The organism is Martinezella tropici, assembly GCF_008370325.1.
In the GTDB taxonomy this organism is placed as follows: domain Bacteria; phylum Pseudomonadota; class Alphaproteobacteria; order Rhizobiales; family Rhizobiaceae; genus Rhizobium; species Rhizobium tropici_B.
On sequence record NZ_VNIP01000010.1, the window covers coordinates 252,991 to 271,218 of the forward strand.

Annotated in this window: 20 protein-coding genes; 10 read left to right on the forward strand and 10 right to left on the reverse strand. The window is 59.8% G+C overall.

Annotation, left to right across the window (positions count from 1 at the left end; all coding sequences use genetic code 11):
* Window positions 1-38: 38 nt before the first annotated feature.
* Window positions 39-671, reverse strand: a complete 633-nt coding sequence (locus FP026_RS20060; protein ID WP_149636366.1) for a uracil-DNA glycosylase family protein — start codon at window positions 669-671, stop codon at window positions 39-41.
* Window positions 668-1,240, reverse strand: a complete 573-nt coding sequence (locus FP026_RS20065; RefSeq protein WP_246665400.1) for a thermonuclease family protein — start codon at window positions 1,238-1,240, stop codon at window positions 668-670. The genes FP026_RS20060 and FP026_RS20065 overlap by 4 nt, the downstream gene beginning before the upstream one ends.
* Before the next feature lie 127 nt (window positions 1,241-1,367).
* On the opposite strand from FP026_RS20065, the gene FP026_RS20070 reads away from it, so the two are divergent.
* Window positions 1,368-2,897 (forward strand): sensor histidine kinase, encoded by a 1,530-nt coding sequence (locus FP026_RS20070; RefSeq protein WP_149636522.1) that lies wholly within the window; start codon window positions 1,368-1,370, stop codon window positions 2,895-2,897.
* A 77-nt stretch (window positions 2,898-2,974) separates the two neighbouring features.
* Here FP026_RS20070 and FP026_RS20075 read toward each other — a convergent pair whose 3' ends face one another.
* Both FP026_RS20075 and cobT read right to left on the reverse strand, forming a co-directional pair.
* Window positions 2,975-3,367 carry a diacylglycerol kinase gene (locus FP026_RS20075; RefSeq protein WP_149636368.1) on the reverse strand — a complete coding sequence of 131 codons (393 nt, stop codon included), beginning with the start codon at window positions 3,365-3,367 and terminating at the stop codon, window positions 2,975-2,977.
* A 186-nt stretch (window positions 3,368-3,553) separates the two neighbouring features.
* Window positions 3,554-4,570 (reverse strand): nicotinate-nucleotide--dimethylbenzimidazole phosphoribosyltransferase, encoded by a 1,017-nt coding sequence (gene cobT, locus FP026_RS20080; protein ID WP_149636369.1) that lies wholly within the window; start codon window positions 4,568-4,570, stop codon window positions 3,554-3,556.
* A gap of 128 nt (window positions 4,571-4,698) precedes the next feature.
* Between cobT and FP026_RS20085 the strand changes: the two genes are divergently transcribed.
* The 4 genes from FP026_RS20085 (at window position 4,699) to FP026_RS20100 (ending at window position 7,426) form a co-directional block, all read left to right on the forward strand.
* The gene (locus FP026_RS20085; protein ID WP_149636370.1) at window positions 4,699-5,475 is read left to right on the forward strand and encodes an adenosylcobinamide-GDP ribazoletransferase; all 777 of its coding nucleotides are present in this window, start codon (window positions 4,699-4,701) and stop codon (window positions 5,473-5,475) included.
* 19 nt (window positions 5,476-5,494) lie between these two features.
* Window positions 5,495-5,716, forward strand: a complete 222-nt coding sequence (locus FP026_RS20090) for a DUF1289 domain-containing protein (protein WP_149636371.1) — start codon at window positions 5,495-5,497, stop codon at window positions 5,714-5,716.
* A complete protein-coding gene (locus tag FP026_RS20095; protein WP_149636372.1) occupies window positions 5,713-6,414 on the forward strand; it encodes a retropepsin-like aspartic protease family protein in 702 nt (233 codons plus the stop codon). Before FP026_RS20090 ends, FP026_RS20095 begins: the two co-directional genes overlap by 4 nt.
* A gap of 106 nt (window positions 6,415-6,520) precedes the next feature.
* Window positions 6,521-7,426 (forward strand): DMT family transporter, encoded by a 906-nt coding sequence (locus FP026_RS20100; RefSeq protein ID WP_149636373.1) that lies wholly within the window; start codon window positions 6,521-6,523, stop codon window positions 7,424-7,426.
* 29 nt (window positions 7,427-7,455) lie between these two features.
* Here the strand turns inward: FP026_RS20100 and FP026_RS20105 are convergent, their stop codons facing one another.
* The 6 genes from FP026_RS20105 to FP026_RS20130 all read right to left on the reverse strand — a co-directional run bounded on the left by FP026_RS20105 (window position 7,456) and on the right by FP026_RS20130 (window position 13,086).
* Window positions 7,456-7,986 carry a GNAT family N-acetyltransferase gene (locus FP026_RS20105; RefSeq protein ID WP_149636374.1) on the reverse strand — a complete coding sequence of 177 codons (531 nt, stop codon included), beginning with the start codon at window positions 7,984-7,986 and terminating at the stop codon, window positions 7,456-7,458.
* A complete protein-coding gene (locus tag FP026_RS20110) occupies window positions 7,983-9,314 on the reverse strand; it encodes a bifunctional folylpolyglutamate synthase/dihydrofolate synthase (RefSeq protein WP_149636375.1) in 1,332 nt (443 codons plus the stop codon). Before FP026_RS20110 ends, FP026_RS20105 begins: the two co-directional genes overlap by 4 nt.
* A 149-nt stretch (window positions 9,315-9,463) precedes the next feature.
* On the reverse strand, window positions 9,464-10,225 hold the full coding sequence (locus FP026_RS20115; RefSeq protein WP_149636376.1) for an ABC transporter permease: 762 nt from the start codon (window positions 10,223-10,225) through the stop codon (window positions 9,464-9,466).
* Entirely contained in the window at window positions 10,222-11,148 is a 927-nt protein-coding gene (locus FP026_RS20120; protein ID WP_149636377.1) for an ABC transporter ATP-binding protein, read from the reverse strand. Before FP026_RS20120 ends, FP026_RS20115 begins: the two co-directional genes overlap by 4 nt.
* A gap of 383 nt (window positions 11,149-11,531) precedes the next feature.
* Entirely contained in the window at window positions 11,532-11,786 is a 255-nt protein-coding gene (locus FP026_RS20125; RefSeq protein WP_149636378.1) for a hypothetical protein, read from the reverse strand.
* A 106-nt stretch (window positions 11,787-11,892) separates the two neighbouring features.
* Window positions 11,893-13,086, reverse strand: a complete 1,194-nt coding sequence (locus FP026_RS20130; RefSeq protein ID WP_149636379.1) for an extensin-like domain-containing protein — start codon at window positions 13,084-13,086, stop codon at window positions 11,893-11,895.
* A 245-nt stretch (window positions 13,087-13,331) separates the two neighbouring features.
* Between FP026_RS20130 and FP026_RS20135 the strand changes: the two genes are divergently transcribed.
* The 5 genes from FP026_RS20135 (at window position 13,332) to FP026_RS20155 (ending at window position 18,125) form a co-directional block, all read left to right on the forward strand.
* A complete protein-coding gene (locus FP026_RS20135; RefSeq protein WP_149636380.1) occupies window positions 13,332-13,721 on the forward strand; it encodes an acyl-CoA thioesterase in 390 nt (129 codons plus the stop codon).
* A 4-nt stretch (window positions 13,722-13,725) separates the two neighbouring features.
* Complete coding sequence (locus FP026_RS20140) at window positions 13,726-14,316, forward strand: hypothetical protein (protein ID WP_149636381.1); 591 nt, start codon at window positions 13,726-13,728, stop codon at window positions 14,314-14,316.
* A gap of 120 nt (window positions 14,317-14,436) precedes the next feature.
* Window positions 14,437-16,029 carry an SEL1-like repeat protein gene (locus FP026_RS20145; RefSeq protein ID WP_246665391.1) on the forward strand — a complete coding sequence of 531 codons (1,593 nt, stop codon included), beginning with the start codon at window positions 14,437-14,439 and terminating at the stop codon, window positions 16,027-16,029.
* Window positions 16,030-16,097: 68 nt separating this feature from the next.
* Entirely contained in the window at window positions 16,098-17,150 is a 1,053-nt protein-coding gene (locus FP026_RS20150) for an SEL1-like repeat protein (protein WP_246665392.1), read from the forward strand.
* 138 nt (window positions 17,151-17,288) lie between these two features.
* A complete protein-coding gene (locus FP026_RS20155; RefSeq protein ID WP_149636383.1) occupies window positions 17,289-18,125 on the forward strand; it encodes an RDD family protein in 837 nt (278 codons plus the stop codon).
* Window positions 18,126-18,228: the final 103 nt, after the last annotated feature.

Below are 18,228 nucleotides of genomic sequence, written 5' to 3' on the forward strand. Positions count from 1 at the left end.
CTATAGCCTATTTTAAGCGAGAGAAAAGAAACTTTTTCTCAAGAAAGGAGGGTTTTCACACGTTGTTGTAAAACCGGAAGCAGTTCGGCTTCGAACCAGGGATGGCGTTTCAGCCAGCTGCTGTTGCGCCAGCTCGGATGCGGCAGCGGCAGGATGGCGGGCGACCGATTGGTCAGAAGATACCGCCGCCATTCCGCAACCGTCTCCGTCATCGATCCCATGCGCGCCGCGCCAAGGTGCCAGGCCTGCGCATATTGGCCGATCGTCAGGATCAATTCGATCTGCGGCATCGCATCCATGGCCCTTTGGCGCCACAAAGGCGCGCATTCCTTGCGCGGCGGCAGATCGCTTCCGGCCGCATCATAACCCGGAAAACAGAAGCCCATGCCCATTATCGCGAAATGATCCGGATTGTAGAAGCTCTCGCGATCCACCGCGAGCCACTGCCGCAAGCGGTCGCCGGAGGCATCGTTGAACGGCATGCCGCTCTCGTGAACACGCAATCCCGGCGCCTGCCCTGCGATGAGTATCCGCGCAGTCGACGACAGCGTGGCGACCGGCCGCGGCTCATGCGGCAAACGATCCGCCTCGCCCTTTGCCGGCTTATCCCGGCAGAGACGACAGGCGGCAATCGCCGAATGCAGGACCTGTAATTCGCTATCGCGCGTCATGGCGCAATCCACTCGACGAGCTGCCGCAGATACCCGAACAATCCCGCGATCGGATCGCCTCCATTGGCATGCGCCATTTGCTCCTCATGCCGGTAGTCGCGCGGCTTCTCGAAATCACCGGCCCAAACTCCGGCTTTCGCCTCCTGCGCAGTCCGTTCCTCGGCAGCGTAACCGCCGTAGGATAATGCCATGCCGTTACGGACCATCGCGGCATTGATATCAAGACCGCCGATCATGCAAGTCACCAGCAGGCGACCGTAACGATCCCTGTCCCGCCCCCGGCATTCGGGCATCCCGGTCTTAACGAGTGTGGCAAGCGCCTTGCGTGCTTCTTCGCCGCATCCCCAGTCAACCCCATTACGCTGGCAGCGCTGCCGATATTCAGGGGCGTCGATACCTTTCAGCCTAAGGCGCTCACCATTGATAGAAAGCGTGTCGCCATCAATGACATAAAAGTTGCCCTTTTCAACGAATTCCGGTCGATTGTTCATCTTCAACGCGAATAATGCAAGTACAGCAAGCAGAGCGAAAGTGGCCACGCCGTCACGAAACAGGCGGCCTGGCCGCATCACGTTCTTGCCTCCTTTAAAAACAAATCCTTGGCGAAGATGGCAAACAAATCATTTCGACGCAGTATCTTCTTAAGGTTTGGACGCTAGTCTGTAATCTCAGGCAGGCCAAGTTTCAATGTTAACCATGAGCACCGGCGTCAGCACATCGACAGATAAGAATATCGTCGACCGATCGCGCAGTCACCGCAACCGGGCTGTGTCGAAGGCCGTGCGGCAGACGCGCGAGCGTCTGCAGAACGGCCATAGCCGCAATTTCGACCGCGAAATGATGCTCATGCACATCGACACGCTGCTGCAGGGCGCCGCGGTCGTTCCGATTTTTGCCGTCATCGTCGCCGTGCTCGGCGTCTACCTGACGCGGGACGCGCAGATCCTCTTCTGGACTATCCCGATCCTGACGGCGCATGCCATCAACATGCTGCTCGGCCGCAAGGCACGGAAGCAGGAAATCTCGGCGGAAGGCGCCAGGAAATGGCGGCAGGTCTTCCTGCTCGGGCAATTGCTGATGGGCTTCTGCTGGGCAATCTTTGCCACGCAGAGCTGTTCGACCTGCGGCGGCGACAGTTTCGTGCTCTACAAGGGCGCGACCCTGCTCGTGGCGATCGGTATCACGGCGATGTCCAGTTTCATGCTGCCGCGCGCCGTACCCTTTTCCTTTGCGCCAGTCACCGTCGCGCTAGTCGTGACCGCCATCCTCACACGAAAGCCATCGGACATCGCGCTGACCGCCGCGATCTCCGTCGCCGTCGTATTCTTCACCTTCATCACCATCCGCATGTATCAGTCGAACCTCAAGATCCTCTCTTTCCAGTCGGAGAAGGACGACCTGATCGTGGAGCTGGAAGTCGCAAAATCCATGTCGGACGAGGCCCGCCGGCGTGCCGAGGAAGCAAATCTTGCCAAATCGCGCTTCCTCGCCTCCATGTCGCACGAGCTCAGAACGCCCCTGAATGCCATTCTCGGCTTTTCCGAAGTCATGTCCGCGGAAGTCATGGGGCCGTTGAACAACCCGACCTATCGTGAATACACCACCGATATCCATCGCTCGGGACAGCATCTGCTCAATCTGATCAACGAAATCCTCGACCTCTCGCGCATCGAGGCCGGCAAATACGAATTGAACGAGGAAGCGATTTCCCTCCTCGATATTGCCGAGGATTGTATCGGCATGGTGCAGTTGCGTGCACGCGGCAAGAACATTTCGATCTCCTCGCAATTCGAAGCGCAGCTGCCCTCGGTCTGGGCCGATGAGAAATCGTTGCGCCAGGTGATCCTCAATCTACTGTCGAACGCGGTGAAATTCACGCCGCAAGGCGGCGAGATTGCCGTCAAGGTCGGCTGGACGGCCGGCGGCGGGGAATATGTGGCGATCAAGGACAACGGACCGGGCATCCCCGAAGAAGAGATACCGGTCGTGCTTTCAGCCTTCGGGCAAGGCTCGATCGCCATCAAGAGCGCCGAGCAGGGCACGGGCCTCGGCCTGCCGATCGTGCAGGCCATTCTTGCCAAGCATGACGGTCAGTTCGTGCTGAAATCCAAGCTGCGGGAAGGCACCGAAGTCATCGCCATCTTGCCGGCCAAGCGCGTGCTGCAAAGCCTGCCGGCAATCGAAGACGCCCCTCTCGTCGAGCGGCGCAAGAAGAGCTTTGCCTGAGGGAACGTCTGGCGCCTAGGCCTTCGATCTTGCGCATGTTGGTATCGCGAAACCGCTGCACGCCTTCGCGACGTGCTTTAGCGGAAAAGCAGATGGCTGCCGATGACATAAAGCAGGTAGATGCCGGAAGCGACCAGCATGCACAGAACCGCAAACGAGCCGAGATCCTTGGCATGCTTGCCGAAATTGGAAATCTCCGGCGAGATCCGGTCGATCACCTCTTCCACCGCCGTGTTCATGGCTTCGATCGCGAAAACCCCGAAAAAAAGCACCATGGCGATGACGATTTCGCCGATCGTCGCGCCGACGGCGATCAACAGGATCAACGAAACAGCCGCGAAGAGGAGCTCCTGTCGGAAAGCCGATTCCTGCAGCAGCCGCTGAAAGCCGCCCCAGGAATAGCCGGCGGCGGCGAAAAAGTGCCGAACCCCCGTCTCCTTGGTGACCGTCTGCTTTGAAAACTCAGCCATTCGCGTTCCGCCCGTAATGCCCCGGTTTGCAATCTGGATGCTTTGCGAATACCGCCTCACAGTGAGCGAAGCAAGGCGACGCGTCCCTGCGGCCCAAAATTCATTACAGATTTGTGACGAAAACCCGATCGTCTACAGGAAATTTAGCGGCGAAACGCTTATTTCAACGTCTCGCCGCCGCGATTTTCAATGCTTGTTCGTAACGCCGGCGCTCTCGAATGTCGCCATGCCCGAATGGCAGGCGGCTGCGGCCTTGACGATGCCGGCAGCCAGCGCCGCCCCCGTGCCTTCGCCAAGCCGCATGCCGAGCGCCAGAAGCGGCGTCTTTCCGAGCTTCTCGATGGAGCGCAGATGCCCCGGCTCAGCCGAAACGTGACCGATCAGGCAGTGATCGAGCGCCGAGGGATTGGCCGCCTTGAGAATGGAGGCGGCGGCCGTCGCGACATAGCCGTCGATGATGACGGGAATGCGTTCCATGCGGGCGGCAAGGATGGCGCCGGCCATGGCGGCGATCTCGCGGCCGCCGAGGCGGCGCAGAATTTCCAGCGGATCGGAGAGATGGTCGCGATGGAGCGCAACCGCCTTCTCGACGGCGTTGATCTTGCGCCTCAGCATCTCACCTTCGGAACCGGTGCCTGGGCCAACCCAGTCTTCCGCCTTGCCGCCATAAAGCGCGTAATGAATGGCTGCAGCGATCGTGGTGTTGCCGATGCCCATTTCGCCGACGCAAAGTAGATCCGTGCCGCCAGCAATTGCTTCCATGCCGAAGGCCATGGTCGCGGCGCAATCACGCTCGCTCAACGCCGACTCTTCGGTGATGTCGCCCGTCGGGAAATCGAGCGCCAGATCGAAGACCTTGAGGCCGAGGTCATAGGCGACGCAGATCTGGTTGATCGCGGCTCCGCCGGCCGCGAAATTTTCCACCATCTGCTGGGTCACCGAAGGCGGAAACGGGGTAATTCCCTGCTTGGTGACACCGTGATTGCCGGCAAAAATCGCGACCAGGGGTCGGGTTACCGCCGGAGGACGGCCAGTCCAGGCGGCCAGCCAGAACGCAATTTCCTCAAGTCTTCCGAGCGCACCCGGCGGCTTGGTAAGTTGCGCATCACGCTCGCGCGCTGCCACGAGTGCCCGGGCATCCGGCCCTGGAAGGTCGCGCAGCAATGCGCGGAAGTCGTCGAATGGGAGGCCGCTGACGCTCATGAATGCGTTCCTTGTCTTTTGGTCTCAAATCGGGTTCTTTGCGTGCGACTCTATTAGTCTTCGGAATCGGCGCGAACAACTCCAAAAAGCGCCCGATGCTGTCGCGCACATGGCGAGGAGAGGAAGAAATGCGGGAATACATGCGCGACATCGCGCGCGCGGTCGCTTTCTTGAGCCGTATTCCCGTGCCGGCATCGTTCTTCGAGGGCTATGACGGCAAGCTTGCCCGCGTTTCCCGCACGTTCCCCCTCGCCGGCCTGCTGGTCATCCTGCCCGCCGCTCTGAGCTTCGCGACCCTGCTTGCCGTCAATGCCGATCCGTTGATGGCGGCGCTGTTGGCGCTCACCGTGCAGACGATCACGACAGGCGCTCTTCATGAAGACGGGCTCAGCGACTCCGCCGACGGAGTTGGAGGCGGCAAGGACCGCGAACGCGCACTCGAGATCATGAAGGACAGCCGCATCGGCACCTATGGCGCGGCGGCGTTGATCCTGTCTTTCGGACTGCGCGCCGCGGCTCTTGCCGCTCTCGCCCGCCATCTTCCACCTTCGGAATCCGCCATCGCCATACTCGCAAGCGCCGCCTTGAGCCGCGGTGCTATGGTTTGGCACTGGTATGCCCTGCCGCCCGCCAAACCGGATGGAATAGCGGCTTCGGCAGGCAAGCCGGATGGCGATGCCATGCAGCTGGCATTGATCGCCGCGCTCGGCCTCGCAGCGCTCCTCATCGGCCCCGCGCTTGGTGTTCCCGCCCTCGTTGCCTGCCTTCTTGCAACCAGCGCCGCGACATTTTTCGTCACCAGATACATGCGGCAAAAACTGTCAGGTCACACCGGCGACACGATCGGCGCCACGCAGCAAATTTGCGAGATCGCCTCCCTCTGTACTCTTGCCATGTGCGTTTGAAGCATCGATATATGATCTCATGCTGACACCTTGCATCCTTGTCTGCTCAATCGATCAAATGACCGGATATTGCTTCGGTTGCGGCCGCACATCGGCGGAAATCGGCGCATGGATGAATTATAGCGACGACGAACGCCGCCAGATCATGGAAGCGCTTCCGGAGCGCCTGACACAGGTCGAGCGCAAGCCGCGAAGAGAGACCCGCCGCCAAAGGATGGCACGGGAGCGCAGCGCCGTATGAACCGCCTGAACATCGTTCTTGCCATTCTCGGCATCGGCCTTGCTCTGCTCATCTTCAACAGCAATACCGGCACCACCTTCGGCATGCGCAATGACGATTTCGCTCGCATCGTCTATCTCCTGCCGATTGCCCTGATGATGAGCGCCGCCGTCTGGGCGAGCCGCCATACCGTCAGCCAGTCTGTCCGCAATCTCCTGATCTGGCTGGTCATCATCATGGCGCTCGCGACCGCCTATATCTATCGCCGCGATGCCGAACAGGTCGGAAATCGCGTCTTCGCCGGTCTGATGCCCGGCCATGCCGTCGTCGTCACGACAAGCGAAGGCGGCCAAGAGGTCATCCTTCACAAGCGTTCGAGCGGGCATTTCGAAGCCCGGGTCATGATCAACGGCCAGCCGATCGACATGCTGATCGACACCGGAGCCAGCACCATCGCGCTATCGCAGGAAGATGCCGAACGCGTCGGCATCATTCCGGAAAATCTCACCTATTCCCAGACCGTATTAACGGCCAACGGCCGTGCGATGGCGGCTCCTGTGGAGCTCGGCTCCGTCGCTATCGGCCCGATCAAGCGCAAAGATGTCGAAGCGAGCGTCGCCGAAGCGGGTAAGCTGGACCAGAGCCTGCTCGGCATGAGCTTTCTCGAAACCCTGGGATCGATGCAGATGCAGACCGACGAGCTTCGGTTGCGGGACTGACGGAAATGAACCGTCGGATGCGATAGTTCGGTTGGGAGCGAAGCATTCCTTGGCCTCTTCGCTCTAAAAGACGGGCATATCCGAACTGCATGAAGAGTGAAACATCATGGCGCCCGTAAGACCTAACCTGACGACCGAACTGCTGCTTCTCCTTGTACTCGCCACCTGCTGGGGCGCCTCCTACACCTTCATCCGCGTCGGCGTGGCAACCATTCCACCGATCACGCTGATTGCCGCCCGTACCCTGATCGCCGGTCTTGTCCTGCTCGCCATCATTCGCTGGCGCGGGCTGAGCCTGCCGAAAGACGCAACCACCTGGAAGCGTTTTCTCATTCAATCCTGCCTCAACAGCGCCATTCCCTTCACGCTGATCGCCTGGGCGGAACAGACCGTCGATGCCGGTCTTGCGACCATATTGAATTCGACGACTCCGATTTTCACCTTCCTGATCGCTGCGTTCCTGCTCCGCAGCGAGCCGCTGACGGGGCGCAAGCTGTTCGGCGTGATTGCCGGCATGGCGGGCATTTGCCTGATCATCGGCCTGGATGCGCTGCACGGCATGGGCCGGCAGTTGCCGGCACAGCTCGCTGTCGTCGCGGCATCGGTCTGCTATGCCTGCGCCGCCCTGTTCGGCCGCAATTTCAAGGGGCTGGATCCGATGATGCCGGCTGCCGGTTCACTGCTCTGCGGCGCAGCTCTTCTCATTCCCGCCAGCCTGATTATCGAGCATCCCTGGCAGATTGCGCCGTCGACGGCTTCGATCCTGGCGCTGCTAGGCCTGTCGGTCGTCTCCACCGCCCTCGCCTTCAGCATCTACTTCCGGCTCATCCAGACACTCGGCTCGGTCGGCACGACGGCGCAGGCCTATTTGCGTGTTCCGATCGGCGTCGGCATTGGCGTGGCCTTCCTCGGCGAACCTCTGTCCCCGACGGCAACCATCGGCCTCGTCTATGTCGTGGCAGGCGTCATGGCCATGACCATCGCATCGCGCAAGCGGGTCGCAGTCGGATGAAATCGGTCTTAATCGGCTTGCCGGGATAGTCAGATTAGAACGGACAAATCGTCCCACGCGAAAATGAAATTGTCGGAACGCCAGACCGGACCCGGATCCGTGTATCGACCGATCAACTGCCCTCCGAGCGCACGATAGAAGGCGATTGCCGGTTCATTGCCGACTACGACGCCAAGCGCCGCACCCGAATAGCCCATGGATACAAGTTCTCGCGCCAATTCTCGCATCAGATGGCGGCCAAGTCCCTGGCGTTTGATGGAAGCATCGATATAGAGCGACTTAATCTCGCCTCGCCCCTCGAACACGGCATCGGACGGCGCATTGATCGCGCCGATGCCGACAAGCCGCCCACTCTGCTCGGCCAGAAGCACGCGCTGATGCCTACGGGGATTTGCGAGGATTTCCGCCCATCGCAGACGGCGGAAATCCTCATCAAGCGCCTGATAAATTTCAGCAGACACTAGGTCGCGATAGGTGTCGCACCAGATCGCGCGATGCAGCCTCGCCATATCGGCAACATCATCGGCAAGAGCCGGCCTGATCGTAATATCCGCCGTCATCCGACATTCCCGAGAACAGTGCGGCGCAATGCGCCGACCAGGTAGAGCGAGCCGGTGACAAGAACCCAGCCGCCGCCTTCCGCAGCTTTCGCAACGGCGCGATTAAGCGCTTTCTGCGGATCCGGCACGGCTTCGCAGGCCATGCCCATGGATATGCCGAGCGCTTCCAGCGCGTTTGCCGCGTGAGCCCGGCCGGAGCCCGATGCTTCCGTAAAGACTACATGGGCGGCATAACGGGAAACTACCTTCACGAAGCCGGGTGCATCCTTGTCGGACGCCAATGCGACGACGGCGACACAATCGCCGCCGACGCTGGACGAGCGTGCGATATCGCGCAGCACGGCCTCGATATTGAACGGCACATGCGCGCCATCCATGATTATGGGCAGGGTTTGCCGTCCCTTGGCTAATATAGGCGGTAGCGCGAAGTCGAAACGCTCCATCCGACCCGGCAGGCGTGCCTTTTCGATCACGGCAGGTTCGAGCAGCCACGCACCGACCGGCTGCGCTTTTTCGCTTCCCTGCCGCACGCTTTCGCCTTGCCGGCCCAGATGATCGAACACCAGGCCGACCAGCGCGAGATTGGTTTCAGCGATCGTTGCGTCCTCGGGAATTTCAGTCCGAAGCACATCGCAGCCAAGTTCATCAGCCCGCTGCTGCAAGACCCGGCCCGCAGCATCGCCGGCGGCAAGCGTGGTGACAAGCATCGCACCGGGCTTCAATATGCCGACCTTCTCCCGCGCAATCGACTCGCGCGTGACCCCAAGAATTTCCGTATGCTCGAGCCCGATATTGGTGACGATGGCAACTTCGCCGAAAACCACATTCGTCGAATCCAGCCTGCCGCCGAGCCCGACCTCGAGGACGACCCAGTTCAAGCCGGCATCTCTGAACACGACGAAGGCAGCGGCCGTTATCACATCGAACCAGGTGGCGTCTTCGCCAGCCGTCGCTGCCTGCTTCGCGCTCTCATAGCTGTCGAGAACCTGCATGATCGCCCTTGCCAGCGCATCGTCCTTGACCTCCTGGCCCAGAACGCTGATGCGCTCGTTCACATGGTCGACATGCGGTGATGCGTAACGGCCGATCTGCCAGCCGGCCCGCAACAATCCGGCCTCGAGAAGTGCTGAGACCGACCCCTTGCCCTTGGTGCCCGCGACATGGATGGCACGAAAGCTCCGATGGGAATTGCCCAAGCGCTGCATGAGATCGAGCATCGGCTCCAGACCGACCCGCATCTCTCCGCGCGGCTTGCGCTCCCAGTTGGTCAGTTGATCGAGCCGCGAGAGTGCTTGGGATAGCAGATGGCTGGGATGAGACTGCGGCATTGGATACCTTCGGAAAGATTTCAGACTGACGCCGGGAAGCAGCGTGAGCACCTCTCACGACTATCGACACCCGACTGCCTCGCTGCGTCAAGTCAGCACTCATGGACTCGATGCGGCCACGCGCGCGGTAAAGCTAAAAGGCTCCGCCATCAGTTCCGCAACCGATAGCCCGTCCGGAAAATCCATCCGAGGATTACCAGACAGACGACGAGGAAGAGCGTGATCATCGCGAGGCTCAGCACCGGGTTGACGTCGGCAATGCCATAGAAGCTCCAGCGGAAGCCGCTGACGAGATAGAGAACCGGATTGAGATGGCTGGCCGCCTGCCAGAAGGGCGGCAGCATATTGATCGAATAGAAGCTGCCGCCGAGAAAGGTGAGTGGCGGCACGACCAGCATCGGAATGAGGTTCAGCTGCTCGAAATTCCCCGCCCATATGCCGATCATGAAGCCGAACAGGCTGAAGGTCACGGCCGTCAACACGAAAAACAGGATCATCATCAACGGATGCTCGATCCTGATATCGACGAAGAAGCTTGCCGTGGCAAGGATGATCAGACCGATCAGCATGCCCTTGGTCGCCGCCGCGCCGACATATCCAAGAACGATCTCGGCCATGGCGACGGGCGCCGACAGTACTTCGTAGATCGTGCCCGTGAACTTCGGGAAATAGATGCCGAAGGAGCCGTTGCTGATGCATTGGCCGAGGAGGGTCAGCATGATCAGGCCGGGGGTGATGAACGCCCCATAGGATACGCCTTCGACGAGATTGATGCGCGATCCGATCGCAGCGCCGAAGACGATGAAATAGAGGGACGTGGAAATGACCGGCGAGACGACACTCTGCAACAGCGTGCGGCGCGTGCGGGCCATTTCGAAAGCGTAGATGGACTTGACCGCTTCGAAGTTCATTTGCCTGCTCCCACCAGCGATACGAAAATATCCTCGAGCGAACTCTGACGCGTCGAGAGATCCTTGAAATGAATTCCCTCGGCCGCGAGTTTCGACAGTAGTGCCGCGATACTGGACTGTTCGTGCTGCGCATCGAAGTCATAGACCAGCGTCAGGCCATTCGGTCCAAGCGAAAGCCCATTGCCGTCGAGACGGTCAGGGACGGCATCCAGCGGCTCGTTGAGATCGAGGATCAGCTGCTTGCGGCCGAGCTTGGCCATGAGCGCCCTCTTCTCCTCCACCAGCAGCAGCTCGCCGCCATTGATGACGCCGACGCGATCCGCTGCCTCTTCGGCCTCTTCGATGTAATGGGTCGTCAAAATGATCGTGACGCCGGAAGCACGCAGGCGCTCGACCACTTGCCACATGTCCTTGCGCAGCGTCACGTCGACACCAGCCGTCGGCTCGTCGAGAAAAAGGATCTCCGGTTCGTGCGAAAGCGCCTTGGCGATCAGCACGCGCCGCTTCATGCCGCCGGAAAGCTGGCGAAGCGTATTGTCCTTTTTCTCCCACAGGGAAAGATCCCGCAATATCTTCTCGATATATTCCGGGTTCGGCTTCTTACCGTGGAGCCCGCGCGAAAAGCTCACGGTATTCCAAACGGTTTCGAACTGATCGGTCGTCAGCTCCTGCGGCACGAGGCCGATCATGCTGCGCGTGGCGCGGAAATCGCGCACGACGTCATGACCGCCGACTGTTACCGTTCCGCCACTCGGATTGGCGATCCCGCAGACGATGGAAATCAATGTCGTCTTGCCAGCGCCGTTCGGCCCGAGCAAGGCCAGGATTTCACCTTGCGCGATATCGAGGTTGATGCCTTTCAGCGCCTGGAATCCGTTGGAGTATGTTTTGGTGAGATTGCGGATGGAAATGATCGGAGCCATAGCGAGGCAAAGTCCGGCTTTTGTGATGAATTTCGCAGCTTTTGCCCGCTATATAGCCGGTTCTAAGCTTTTACCACCCCACGGTGGTGAAACACAGCGTTCGCCTAAGCCAAATAAGCTGTCATCAAATCGTGACCTTCGTCGGGCATATAGCTCCTTAGGTGAGCAACGTTTGTCGCAACTCCGCCCAACGCCTCTTGGCGACACGTCAGCGCCTGCTGTACTTGCCGATTTATTGCCCTCGTATCCATATTGCATGCATCATTGCAACATGAAGTTTTTTCTGGAGCAGGCAAGGATCCCCCGTCGTTGCCATGCACCGCTCAAGCCGGCATCAGCCGGCTTTTTTCTTTTTTGCCGGCTTACGATCCATGTAGGGAACGCTACCAGCTGCCGTTAACGCCGCAACCGGCCGGCGGCAGCGTTCTGTGCTCGAAGCGCGCCTTCAGCATTTCGCAACCCCTGTCGCGGATGGGACTGGGCATCATCGAGTTGAGGCCGATGCCGACCTCGTCGAACGGATCATCGGCATAGGCGACATAGGCGTACCAGCGGCCGCCAATGACGATGACGATGGCGATCAATGCGGCAACGAGCGCCCTTCCCAGGCTTCTCTTTCGTCTTGGTGCCTCTTCCATAAAACCCTCTCCTGCCCACGGCCCGCGCGATTAAGCACGATTTCCCCGATAGGTAAATCAGCTTCCCCGTTCGGCAAGTGTGGATGCTGCCCCGGCGAAATGCCTATCAGAGGCTGCAATAGCGTCGGCCGCCCTTTCGGTCCCGTAGATCGAAATGGAAATGGTTCCAATGTTCCGGATTGCTGCCCGGCCCGAGCACCGTATCGAAATAGCGGCAGCTGTCGCTGCGCACGGCTTTCAGCAGTCGCCCTTCCCGGAAGGAGAACAAACCCTTCCTGCGCACATCGATCACATGGCCGTTCTTCAGCACAAAGGTGCCGACATCGATGGCATTGCCATGGGCATGCTCAGACATCGGATTATAGCGCTGCCGGCTATTGTTCATCCGCCGGCAGGAATAGCCGCCGAGCGGAACGATCGTGCCGATGCCCGTCCAGTAGCGGGTGCGCGCCGCAGGTGCGAGTTCGTTCTTCACCCATTTGGCGAAAGCGAGCGTCACCTGGCAATTTAATGTGACGGCCGGCCTGACGGCGATGTTACCTGAGAGACCGCTGAGCGAGACCGGATAGGGAACCTGGCATGAGGGACCGTCCGAAATCGTCGGCTTGTCCGTATAGATGACACCCATGCGCCGGAGTTCCTGGCGGCAGGCAATTTCCGAAGGCGGCATCATGCCGGGTGTCGACTGCGGCGGTTCGAATTGCTGGTCGAGACGCGGCACCGGGTTTTCGATGCGCGGTAACATGGCGACCTGCGTTCCCGGTTGCTGCCTCGGTATCGGCGACTGGCTGAGTTCAGCCTGCGCGGCAGGCCGCTGGAGGGTGGAGCGGTTGGTCTGCACCGGTGCATCGGTGCCGATGCCGTCGACAACAGGCTGATCGGACTCGCCTTCGGCGATGTTCTGCTGTTCTTCCTGCGCCAGCCCGACCACCGATGGGGACTGCGCTTCCTCGCTCGGCCCGACGCCGAGCTCGGCATCCATATTGACGCCCTGCGACGGAACATTCGATTGCTGCGCCAAACCGACTTCGACATCGGACGTGGTTACAGCCTCACCGGTTCCGGTGGAACGAACTGGACCACCATTTTTATAGTTGTTCGAGGTGGAGACGACGGGATCCTGCACGCCTTGATAGGCGAACTGCCGCTGTGGCACGCTCCTATGCGGCTTGATCGAGCCGACGCGCGAGGAACTGTCGATGCCGGAGGGCGGCACGAGGCTGTCTGCAGTGCAGGCAACAAGTGCCGTCGACAGTAGCAATGGCAGCGCGACCCGCCGTAGAATGGGTAAAATGGTCATACTCCAGATCCGCTGCCCCAGCCACGGTCGGTAACGGTTACAAATCCTAAATGGGAAGGGTGAACGAATGCTTACCGTGGCCAATCGGCGTGTTCCAACCTGACGCCGCGAAATGACGAAACGGCTCTGAACACACCCTCCGGCCCGCAGAAGCTCAAAGCAGAAACACCAACATTGTCTTTTCCATCGCGCCTGGATTGCATAGGCTGAAAAGGGGAATCGAGCCGAGAAACAGGAGCAGATGAATGAACGACAGCGTCAAACCGAGAGGCGAGTTGACATTGCGCACGCTTGCCATGCCCGCAGACGCCAATCCTGCCGGCGATATCTTCGGCGGCTGGGTCATGGCGCAGATGGACTTGGCAAGCGGCATCCGCGCGGCCGAACGCGCGCGTGGCCGCGTTGTCACGGCGGCCGTGAAGGAGATGGCTTTCGAGCTGCCGGTCAAGATCGGCGACACGCTGAGCGTCTTCACCGACATCGACCGCGTCGGGCGCACCTCGATCACGCTGAATGTCGAAGCCTGGGCGCACCGGGCGCGCTTCCACACGTTGGAAAAAGTCACCGCCGCAACATTTATCATGGTCGCGCTTGACGAGAATGGAGCGCCGAAGGCCGTACCAGAGGAGAGCTGACGTTATGGGCCCAGCACATACGCCAGAAGTCTACGTCTATATCCGGACGGTCATGAGCATGGTGATCGGCCTCTCGCTTGCCCAGCTTCTGACGAGGCTCGCCGGTTTCGTGCAATCGCCAGGCAAGAACAAGATCTACCTCGTCCATATCGGATGGGTATTGTCGATGTTCCTGTTCATCATCCATTTCTGGTGGTGGGAATATCGGCTGCAATCCGTCGCGCAGATCAATTTCGGCGTCTACCTCTTTCTCATCTGCTTCTGCTGCCTCTTCTATTTCCTGTGCGTCTTGCTAAATCCGCCCTCGGTCGAGGATTACGGCGGCTTCGAGGAGTATTTCATCTCCCGCCGCCGCTGGTTTTTCGGTCTGCTTGCGGTGACTTACGCCGTCGATCTCATCGATACATTGCTGAAGGGCGAGGCCTATTTCCACTCCCTCGGCTGGGAATATCCGATACGCAATGTCGTCTACGTCTTCCTGTGCATCATTGCCGCGATCACCGCCAACCGGCGTTTCCAGGCTACATTCGTAATCGTCGGGCTGATCTATCAGATCACATGGATCTTTCGTCTCTACGATGTGCTTCCGGGATAAGGTTCGCATTCCACCTGGCGGAAAATGACCGCCATTTCCATGGTCCAGAATCCTTGACCAAGACATCGCCATATTGTTCAGATCGATTGTCGTCTGGGACACTGGTGGGGGACTCAAGTCTTGAAGACAAAGAGCTATGCATTGGGATTGGCGCTCGCTCTTTCGATGCCCTGGCTTGCTTATGCCGAAGATCCCGCTCCGGGGCCGGCCAATACCACGATCGACCTGAAATACTGGGTGGAATTCGCAAATCAGGGCAATCCGGCCGCGCAATACGGCCTCGGCTATCGCTATGCCAACGGCCAGGGCGTGGAACGGGATGATGCCCAGGCGGTCGATTGGTATCGGAAATCGGCGGACCAGGGCAATGCTCAGGCGCAGTATGCGCTGGCCTATATGTATGCCAGCGGTCGCGGCGTCGATGCCGATCTGAAACAGGCGAACGACTGGTATCTGAGGGCGGCGCAGCGGGGCAATGCCGATGCTCAATACGCCATCGGCTACTCCTACGCCAATGGCCGGGGCATGGATGTCGATAAAGAAGACGCCGTAAGCTGGTACCAGAAATCCGCCACCCAGGGTCAGGCGCAGGCCCAATATGCGCTCGGCTACATGTATGCAAACGGCCTCGGCATCGATGAGGACAAGGCCATCGCACTCGGCTGGTATCGCAAGGCGGCCGATCAGGGCCGCTCTGATGCCCAATACGCCGTCGGCTATATGTATGACAACGGCCAAGGCACGGAGGAAGATCAGAAACAGGCCGTCGCCTGGTACAAAAAAGCGGGTGATCAGGGAAGCGCGCAAGCCCAATATGCCGTCGGCTACTCCTATGCCAATGGCAGGGGCGTCGAGCAGGACGATGCTGAAGCCTATTCCTGGTACACGAAGGCGGCCGAAGGAGGCCGCGCCGATGCGCAATATGCCGTCGGCTATAGCCTTGCGAACGGAACGGGTGTCGCTCGTGACTATCGGCAGGCACTTCAATGGTATCGCAAGGCGGCCGATCAGGGGCGCCCGGAGGCTCAATATGCCATCGGCTATCTCTATGCCAATGGCCAGGGCGTCAAGGTCGACGACGGAAGTGCGGTGAAGTGGTACCGCAGGGCCGCTGCACAGGGCGACGTGCAGGGCGAATACGCCCTCGCTTATATGTATGCGGGCGGTCGCGGCGTCGCGAAGGACAACGGCAAGGCGTTCGAGTGGTATGGGAAGGCCGCCGGCCAGGGACATGCAGATGCGCAATACGCCTTAGGCTACATGTACGACAATGGCCAAGGGACAAAACCGGACAAAGCGGCGGCGGCAAGCTGGTACCGCAAGGCCGCCGACCAGAACAATGCACAAGGTCAGTACGCCCTCGCCTATCTTTATTATCAGGGCACCGGCGTAGCCAAGGACTATGGTCAGGCTGCCGACCTGTTTCGCAAGGCCGCCGCTCAGGGCGACGCCCGTGCGGAATATGGTCTTGGATATATGTATTATAACGGGCATGGCGTACCAAAGGACTCCACAATTGCCGCAGATTGGTTCAACAAGGCAGCGGCAAAAGGATTGCCGGAAGCGCAGCACGGCCTCGGCTACATGGAAGCCAACGGCGAGGGTCCGATCAAGGATCTCGGACCATTGGGACAGGGAACCGCCGGAAAGAGGGGCGCCGGCGACATGACAGGCTGGGTCATATTTCACTTGCTGATGGCACTCTTGCCCTAACGGTCGCGAAGAGCTTGTCATCTCGAAAGAACGGATTTTCGACTGCGGGGTAGATCGTGAATTGGAAAATGGGGGCAGTAGCTTTGCTCTTCGCGCTGGCGTCGACGGGGACGGCGCATGCCGATGTCGGGCGGAACAGCTATGATCGTGGAGACTTCAAGACCGGCGCGGACTACTGGCGCCCCTTGGCAAACAAGGGCAACGTCGCGGCCCAGCTGAAACTCGGGCAAATGTACGAGCAAGGTAGCGGCGTCGAGAAAAACTACACGTCGGCGCTCAGCTGGTACAAGAAAGCCGCCGATCAGGGCAATGCCGAAGCGCAATTCAACGTCGGCACCATGTACGATCAGGGCAAAGGCATCGCCGCTGACAAGGGCCAGGCCGTTCTCTGGTACAAGAAGGCGGCTGCACAGGGCTACCTCAATGCGCAATACAATCTCGGCGTCGTCTACGACACCGGCGAAGGCGCTCTCAAGGACAAGCCGCAGGCTTTTGCCTGGTACAGCAAGGCCGCCCAGCAGGGCGATATGGATGCGCAGTTCAATGTCGGCACCATGTACGACCAAGGCGATGGCACAGACAAGGACAAGCGCAAGGCCGCAATGTGGTATCTCAAGGCCGCTGAGCAGGGGAAGGTCGAGGCGCAGTACAATCTCGGCATCATGTATCGCGACGGCGAGGGTGTCGCCAAGGACGGCGCGACAGCCCTTTCCTGGTTCAAAAAAGCGGGCGATCAGGGCGATCCCAGCGCGCAGTTCAACGTCGGGGCGATGTATGCCGATGGCGACGGGGTGAAGCAGGACGACGGCCAGGCCATCGGCTGGTTCCTCAAGGCCGCGGCGCAGAACGACGTCGAAGCCGAATATAATCTCGGCGTCATGTTCCGCGACGGCGAAGGTATCGATAAGAACGGCCCAAAGGCGATCTATTGGTTCGAACGGGCGGCGGCGCATCGCTATGCCGATGCCGCCTACAATCTCGGCATGATGTATCGCGACGGTGACGGCGTTCCGTCGGATTCCGCCAAGGCGCTGGAATGGTTCCGCAAGGCAAAGCGCTTGGGTTATGAGGGCGGCTCCGACAAGGATGATCCCTCGAACGAACAAGGCATCCCCATCTGATCCTGCTGGGCAGACCGATCACCGCTCAGATCTTGCCGTTCCCCCGGCGAATCGCAGCAAAGCGTGCTAATTCCTGCAGCTTGAAGTATTCAAAGCTTATGCCTGATTACCGCAAAGCGCATTGAACCGGGGGAGTTCATGAGTTTTTCCACATCCGACTACCAGATGGCCTCCCTTCCGCCTCGCCATTTCTGGAGGCGGTTCGGTGCCTATGCGATCGATATCATCATCTTCCAGATCGCTTTCGTACTCCTATTTCTCGCAATATCGGCGGTGACGCCGTGGGACCTGACCTTGCCGTTTCTTCGCGAGCAACAATGCGAGGAGACCACGGCGGGGCCGCTCATTCCGAAGGTAGAAGCCGAATGGCCTCTGCAGGCCGGCGAGACGAGAAGCAACCAGCTCTGCCGCATATCCTGGCTGGGCAGCAAGGGATACACCGTCTTCGTTTCGATCGTTGTCTCGCAGCAGGGATCGACCACGATGAAGCGCGCGTTTTCCATACCGGTCGGCGGCGATGGCAATCCGATCGATCCGAATATAACGGAGAGGCCGAGTTCCAGTATCGTGCTGCTGCTCCTTCCGTTCGCCTTCGCCTATTGCTCGGCCGACGGCAGGCGAACGCCAGGCAAGCGGGTGACATCGCTGCGGGTAACGACGGTTGAAAACGGCGCCCTGCCCTTCGGACTTGCGGCCAAACGCGAAATGCTCAAATTTCTGCCATTGATGCTGCTGGCAATCTTCGATCTGGCCAGCCTGTTCGAGTCGCGCCTGTATTCGCCTCCGATCGAAGAGATGATCCAGCAGGCGCGAGACATAAATCCTCTCAGCGCCAGCGGCTTCCTGGCCGTGACCGGAGCGTTGGCGCCGCTTCTGTTGGTGTTCGCGTTCGTCTGGTGGCTTTTCCCATTGATCATATGGCGCGGCCAGACCTTCTACGACCGCTTCTGCGACACGATGGTCGTCAAGAATTGATCGTCGGCGTAAACCCGCGGGGTATCACCATGGCGTTGGGGATTGCCTTGGCGCAGGAAGAGATGAAAGAGTAGCGCCACGCCGGGCCTCAATTGCTGCTCCT

What these genes read in the sequence shown, in the direction of transcription:
- FP026_RS20060 (WP_149636366.1), bottom strand. Translation starts at nt 671, where the DNA reads ATGACGCGCGATAGCGAATTACAGGTCCTGCATTCGGCGATTGCCGCC.
- FP026_RS20065 (WP_246665400.1), bottom strand. Translation starts at nt 1,240, where the DNA reads ATGCGGCCAGGCCGCCTGTTTCGTGACGGCGTGGCCACTTTCGCTCTG.
- FP026_RS20070 (WP_149636522.1), top strand. Translation starts at nt 1,368, where the DNA reads ATGAGCACCGGCGTCAGCACATCGACAGATAAGAATATCGTCGACCGA.
- FP026_RS20075 (WP_149636368.1), bottom strand. Translation starts at nt 3,367, where the DNA reads ATGGCTGAGTTTTCAAAGCAGACGGTCACCAAGGAGACGGGGGTTCGG.
- cobT (WP_149636369.1), bottom strand. Translation starts at nt 4,570, where the DNA reads ATGAGCGTCAGCGGCCTCCCATTCGACGACTTCCGCGCATTGCTGCGC.
- FP026_RS20085 (WP_149636370.1), top strand. Translation starts at nt 4,699, where the DNA reads ATGCGGGAATACATGCGCGACATCGCGCGCGCGGTCGCTTTCTTGAGC.
- FP026_RS20090 (WP_149636371.1), top strand. Translation starts at nt 5,495, where the DNA reads ATGCTGACACCTTGCATCCTTGTCTGCTCAATCGATCAAATGACCGGA.
- FP026_RS20095 (WP_149636372.1), top strand. Translation starts at nt 5,713, where the DNA reads ATGAACCGCCTGAACATCGTTCTTGCCATTCTCGGCATCGGCCTTGCT.
- FP026_RS20100 (WP_149636373.1), top strand. Translation starts at nt 6,521, where the DNA reads ATGGCGCCCGTAAGACCTAACCTGACGACCGAACTGCTGCTTCTCCTT.
- FP026_RS20105 (WP_149636374.1), bottom strand. Translation starts at nt 7,986, where the DNA reads ATGACGGCGGATATTACGATCAGGCCGGCTCTTGCCGATGATGTTGCC.
- FP026_RS20110 (WP_149636375.1), bottom strand. Translation starts at nt 9,314, where the DNA reads ATGCCGCAGTCTCATCCCAGCCATCTGCTATCCCAAGCACTCTCGCGG.
- FP026_RS20115 (WP_149636376.1), bottom strand. Translation starts at nt 10,225, where the DNA reads ATGAACTTCGAAGCGGTCAAGTCCATCTACGCTTTCGAAATGGCCCGC.
- FP026_RS20120 (WP_149636377.1), bottom strand. Translation starts at nt 11,148, where the DNA reads ATGGCTCCGATCATTTCCATCCGCAATCTCACCAAAACATACTCCAAC.
- FP026_RS20125 (WP_149636378.1), bottom strand. Translation starts at nt 11,786, where the DNA reads ATGGAAGAGGCACCAAGACGAAAGAGAAGCCTGGGAAGGGCGCTCGTT.
- FP026_RS20130 (WP_149636379.1), bottom strand. Translation starts at nt 13,086, where the DNA reads ATGACCATTTTACCCATTCTACGGCGGGTCGCGCTGCCATTGCTACTG.
- FP026_RS20135 (WP_149636380.1), top strand. Translation starts at nt 13,332, where the DNA reads ATGAACGACAGCGTCAAACCGAGAGGCGAGTTGACATTGCGCACGCTT.
- FP026_RS20140 (WP_149636381.1), top strand. Translation starts at nt 13,726, where the DNA reads ATGGGCCCAGCACATACGCCAGAAGTCTACGTCTATATCCGGACGGTC.
- FP026_RS20150 (WP_246665392.1), top strand. Translation starts at nt 16,098, where the DNA reads ATGGGGGCAGTAGCTTTGCTCTTCGCGCTGGCGTCGACGGGGACGGCG.
- FP026_RS20155 (WP_149636383.1), top strand. Translation starts at nt 17,289, where the DNA reads ATGAGTTTTTCCACATCCGACTACCAGATGGCCTCCCTTCCGCCTCGC.